Source organism: Blastomonas sp. CCH9-A1, from assembly GCF_001557175.1.
Classification (GTDB): Bacteria; Pseudomonadota; Alphaproteobacteria; order Sphingomonadales; family Sphingomonadaceae; genus Blastomonas; species Blastomonas delafieldii_A.
This window is the reverse complement of sequence record NZ_LSHM01000051.1, coordinates 1-4,049: the sequence shown is the minus strand read 5'-3', so window position 1 is coordinate 4,049 and position 4,049 is coordinate 1. Positions and strand designations below refer to the sequence as shown.

The following is a 4,049-nucleotide window of genomic DNA, read 5'->3' as shown; positions in this document are numbered from 1 at the left end:
TGCAATCGCTCTGATCCCTTAGCGTACGTTTTCGAACATTCTCTCACCGGACCCCTTGCAGGGCTTGGAACGGGCTGGCCTGATCGCGATTTCGGAAAACTCAGAAGATGCTCGCTCCCGGAACGTGACCCTTACTCTCTCGGGGAAAGCCAAGCTCGACGAGGTTCTGCCGGGATACTTCGCCATCCTTCATCGTCCCGATCCAGCAGCCGACAAATGACATTCCGGATCGTTATATTGCGGACCATGCTCGTCTGGCTCGTCGTATGGCCGCTTGTGACCGGGATGCTCAAGCTGCTGGGGTTCATCGCGAGCGATATGGCGCTTGGATTTCAGACACTCATTCTGACGGCAATCCTTGTTCCCCTCATCAGTCTGCTGCTTGCTCCAGCGATGCATTCGCTGGCAACTCGCTTAATGAAGGAATGGTCATGACTGACAGGTTCGAAAGAGGCCTCGAGAATCTTCGCAGAATCGACGGTGAAGCCGGAGAGAAGGTGGTTGAAAGCTTAAAGGACATATCGCCGGATCTTGCCCGCTACACCATCGAATACCCGTTCGCCGATATCTACGCACGGCCCGGTCTTGGCCTCCGCGAACGAGAGATCGCGACGATCGCAGCCCTTACGGCGATGGGCACGGCACAGCCCCAGTTGAAGGTCCACATCCAAGCCGGACTCAATGTCGGTCTTACGAAGAGCGAGATCGAGGAAATTATCATCCAGATGAGCGTGTATGCCGGATTTCCAGCAGCGTTGAACGGGATGCAAGCCGCCAAGGAAGTCTACTCGAGCTCGGATGCCAGCGAATTCGATCAGGATGAGCCTAATTGACGGCAGCTTGCGGTAAGGAATTCTGCCCAGGCGAATGTCCGCAACTGGGTGGAAAGCGGCCATGAGTAGCGGTTTCCTTAAATGAGTAGTTGGGGCAGTCAGTCGCTCCGTTCGTCCCACACTTCGATATTGTCGGCGCGCCTGATCCTGATGGGCAGCTTCTCCTCGAGAAGGGCTGAGAGGGAACGCGCGGCAAATAGGTCTCGTACGGATTCGCTATCTGCTGCCGCGTCCTGCAATCGTTGCCAAAGAAGGAAAGTGTAGGGCTGTACCCCTCCCGTATAGGGGATGCCGCGGAATGACGTTTCCACTTCGCCGACGATCCGCTGATGCGGTTTGGAGGTGACGGGCTGGCCAGGTTTGGCGGCGCCGCTGGCGACGTAAGCGCGCAGAAACTTCAGCCTATCGGTCAGGCCGGGCAGCAGTTCGACAGCGATCTGATCTAGCACCGGACTTAGCGACGCCGGGATCTCATCACCGGCAGCAAAACCATGTTCGCCCTCTAGGTTATATTCCACAAGGTCGAGATCGGGCGCATGCATGCGTTCGACCCAGCGATGAACTTTGGGCGCGTCGCGCTGCATGATTGCGAGCGGAACCGGATCGCGCCCAAGATGAGCGAACAACGGGCCAAAAAGCGAATAGTCGCCGATCGAAGGCTGGGTGCCAACCAGATAGGGATGCTGTGTGAAATGTGCGTCGAGCCCTTGAAGTAGCTGGCGATAGCTTTCCTCGATTGCCGGGATTGTCTCGTCCGACACGCCCAGCATTGGCAGATAGCTGTTCATCCGCGCCATCACCGAGGCGGTGCGCTCGGCATTGCCGCCGACCCCGAAAGCATCTTGCAGAAAAGCTTTCTGTCTATCGAGGTAGGACCAGCGGTAGTGCATGGCATGTCGCGTCAGGCCAAGCACCGAATAGAGTTCGAACAGGTGCGCGACTGCGAGTTGGCGCGGCGTCTTCGGATAGGCAGAATAGCGCACACCGGCGCGTTCGAAGTGATCGATGATGTCGACGGTATCTTGCACGACGCTACCATCGGCAAGCTCCACGACCGGGATGATGCCCCGCCCGATTCTCGGCACCACTACTTGCGCGAAATGGGGGTCGCTGGGCGGTCTCTCACGGTAGCCGATGCCCTGCTTGCGCAAGTAACTGCGAACCTTGCCGGTATAGAGCGAGTGCGGCAGGCCATAGAGGACAAGAACATTTGTCATCAGGTGGGCTGATTCCTCAATATGAAACTGCAAGGCCGCTGAGCTTGCCCGCTAACAAGGATGCCGCCGAATGTCTGCAACGGGTCGTTTGCGGCTGGTCCGCTTCTGGGCATGTGGCCGGCAACGATGTCCGCCCCCGGCTCGTCACGCAGAAGCGCCAGCACGGCCGATGCATCCAGCACCACCTCGCTCGTGGGGCAGGATCGCTAATGCTCGCTTCGTCGTGCCCGGCCTCTTCACGCCTGTCGCGTAGGAAGTCTTCGGTGGTGCGCGGCGACTTGACCGCCTGCAGGTACAGCTCGCGTGCGCGCATCACACGATGGCCGATGGGCACAAGTCGGACGCCACCCGCTTCTACGATCGCGGTCACCTTCGTATCGCCCGACAAGCCCATTGCTTCGCGCACGGACTTCGGAAGAACCATTCGCCCATTGGCAGCCACCTTCAGATCAATAGCCGTCATCACACGTTGAACCTTAGACCAAATATGCCACGGTTTAAAAAGTGGCACACAATCAGATAGGACGCAACGCCATAAGAAATTTGGTTGTACGATAGGGGGTCGCTCAACGGACACAAAATTTGGCCCGATCGCCAATCAATAGAATTTGGCTTTCGTCCTCCAAAATCGGGGTCGACCAGTCCGTCTCATTAAGGTAGTACGACTAGATTCTCATTGATGGGGCGCTAAGCGTTACAGATGACCGGGACTTTGATCGGATACGCACGGTGTTCAACCGACAAGCAGGATTTGACGGCCCAACGCCATGCTCTCGCCGAGCTCGGTGTGTCGGCCGACCGGATCTATACCGATCACGGCCTCACCGGCACTTCGCGCGATCGGCCAGGGCTTGCGCAGGCACTCGCCGCCGTCCGTGCCGGCGATACCTTGGTCGCACCGAAGCTCGACCGCCTAGCCCGATCGGTCCCCGATGCGCGGGCGATCGCCGAGGAGCTCGAGAAGCGCGGTGTTGCCCTCGCCCTCGGCCGACAGATCCACGACCCGAGCGATCCTATGGGCAAGATGTTCTTCAACATCCTCGCCACCTTCGCTGAATTCGAAGCTGACCTGATCCGGATGAGGACGCGGGAAGGTATGAAGGTCGCCAAGGCGAAGGGAAAGTTGAAGGGCAAGCCCCCCAAGCTGACCGACCGCCAGCAGCGCCATCTGCACCAGCTGCATGAAGGAGGCGAGCACTCGATCAGTGAGCTGAGCGAGTTATTCTCGGTTTCGCGCCCAACAGTCTATCGAACCATCCAGCGCATGGCATCCAAGCTCGCTTCCGGACAGTAGTGCATTCTAGCGGCCCGTCCGCACCCAGGGCACCGTCGTTCGATCGACTTTGATATCTCTCTGGTATGGCAGCTCGCATAGGGTCAACGCTTCAGCGGCTGAGCCGTGTTCCCATATCGGATATTGGTCGCCTCGCAAAATAACCGGCATCCGGGAATGGACTTCGGCCGCGGCACCAGTGCCATCCTTCATCACCATCGAATAGCAATCACCCCATTCATCCGAAGACCGCCATACGCCGGCGACGGCGAACAACTCCGCGTCCGGCAGCGACAGCCAGGTGCGCGTCATGGATCCTCGGGGACCCTCGGCCTCCGCCCACGCGGTAAGGGGGATGAGGCAACGTCGCTTCTCGAAGCTGTCCCGCCAGAAGAACTGGCTCAGCTTGTCGGTGCGGGCGTTGTTGACCGGTTTCGGCTTTAGAGGCTGGCCCGACTTCTTGCTCTTCAGCGACAGCGGAAAGCCCCACACCATCGATCGGATCGATCCGTTGGCCACGACCAACCCGGGATACCCTGGATAGATCTCTCCCGGCGCGTTGCTCGCTGCAGCGGGCGCGGCGTTGAACAACCCAGCGACCTCGGCCGAGCTCTTGGTCATGCGATACAGGTTACAAATACACGCCTCCCAGCCTTCAGGAATCTTCAACTGTCATCGCAGTATGATAGAAGAAGAGATCATGCCCGCCACCATTCTTGCCGCCGC

General features: G+C 58.8%; 6 protein-coding genes. 3 read left to right on the top strand and 3 right to left on the bottom strand.

Annotated elements, in window-relative coordinates; genetic code table 11:
- The first annotated feature begins 216 nt into the window (after nt 1–216).
- Both AX725_RS14625 and AX725_RS14620 read left to right on the top strand, forming a co-directional pair.
- Entirely contained in the window at nt 217–435 is a 219-nt protein-coding gene (locus tag AX725_RS14625) for a putative antibiotic biosynthesis monooxygenase (protein WP_066119272.1), read from the top strand.
- Entirely contained in the window at nt 432–833 is a 402-nt protein-coding gene (locus AX725_RS14620; RefSeq protein ID WP_081096823.1) for a carboxymuconolactone decarboxylase family protein, read from the top strand. The genes AX725_RS14625 and AX725_RS14620 overlap by 4 nt, the downstream gene beginning before the upstream one ends.
- Nucleotides 834–931: 98 nt before the next feature.
- Here AX725_RS14620 and AX725_RS14615 read toward each other — a convergent pair whose 3' ends face one another.
- Both AX725_RS14615 and AX725_RS21795 read right to left on the bottom strand, forming a co-directional pair.
- Nucleotides 932–2,050 (bottom strand): glutathione S-transferase family protein, encoded by a 1,119-nt coding sequence (locus AX725_RS14615; RefSeq protein WP_062342978.1) that lies wholly within the window; start codon nt 2,048–2,050, stop codon nt 932–934.
- Between the two features lie 16 nt (nt 2,051–2,066).
- The gene (locus AX725_RS21795) at nt 2,067–2,513 is read right to left on the bottom strand and encodes an AbrB/MazE/SpoVT family DNA-binding domain-containing protein (protein ID WP_419470498.1); all 447 of its coding nucleotides are present in this window, start codon (nt 2,511–2,513) and stop codon (nt 2,067–2,069) included.
- Between the two features lie 237 nt (nt 2,514–2,750).
- Between AX725_RS21795 and AX725_RS14605 the strand changes: the two genes are divergently transcribed.
- Entirely contained in the window at nt 2,751–3,344 is a 594-nt protein-coding gene (locus AX725_RS14605) for a recombinase family protein (protein ID WP_053556549.1), read from the top strand.
- A gap of 6 nt (nt 3,345–3,350) precedes the next feature.
- Here the strand turns inward: AX725_RS14605 and AX725_RS14600 are convergent, their stop codons facing one another.
- Nucleotides 3,351–3,962, bottom strand: coding sequence for an SOS response-associated peptidase (locus AX725_RS14600; RefSeq protein ID WP_066114288.1), 612 nt, complete (start codon nt 3,960–3,962; stop codon nt 3,351–3,353).
- Nucleotides 3,963–4,049: the final 87 nt, after the last annotated feature.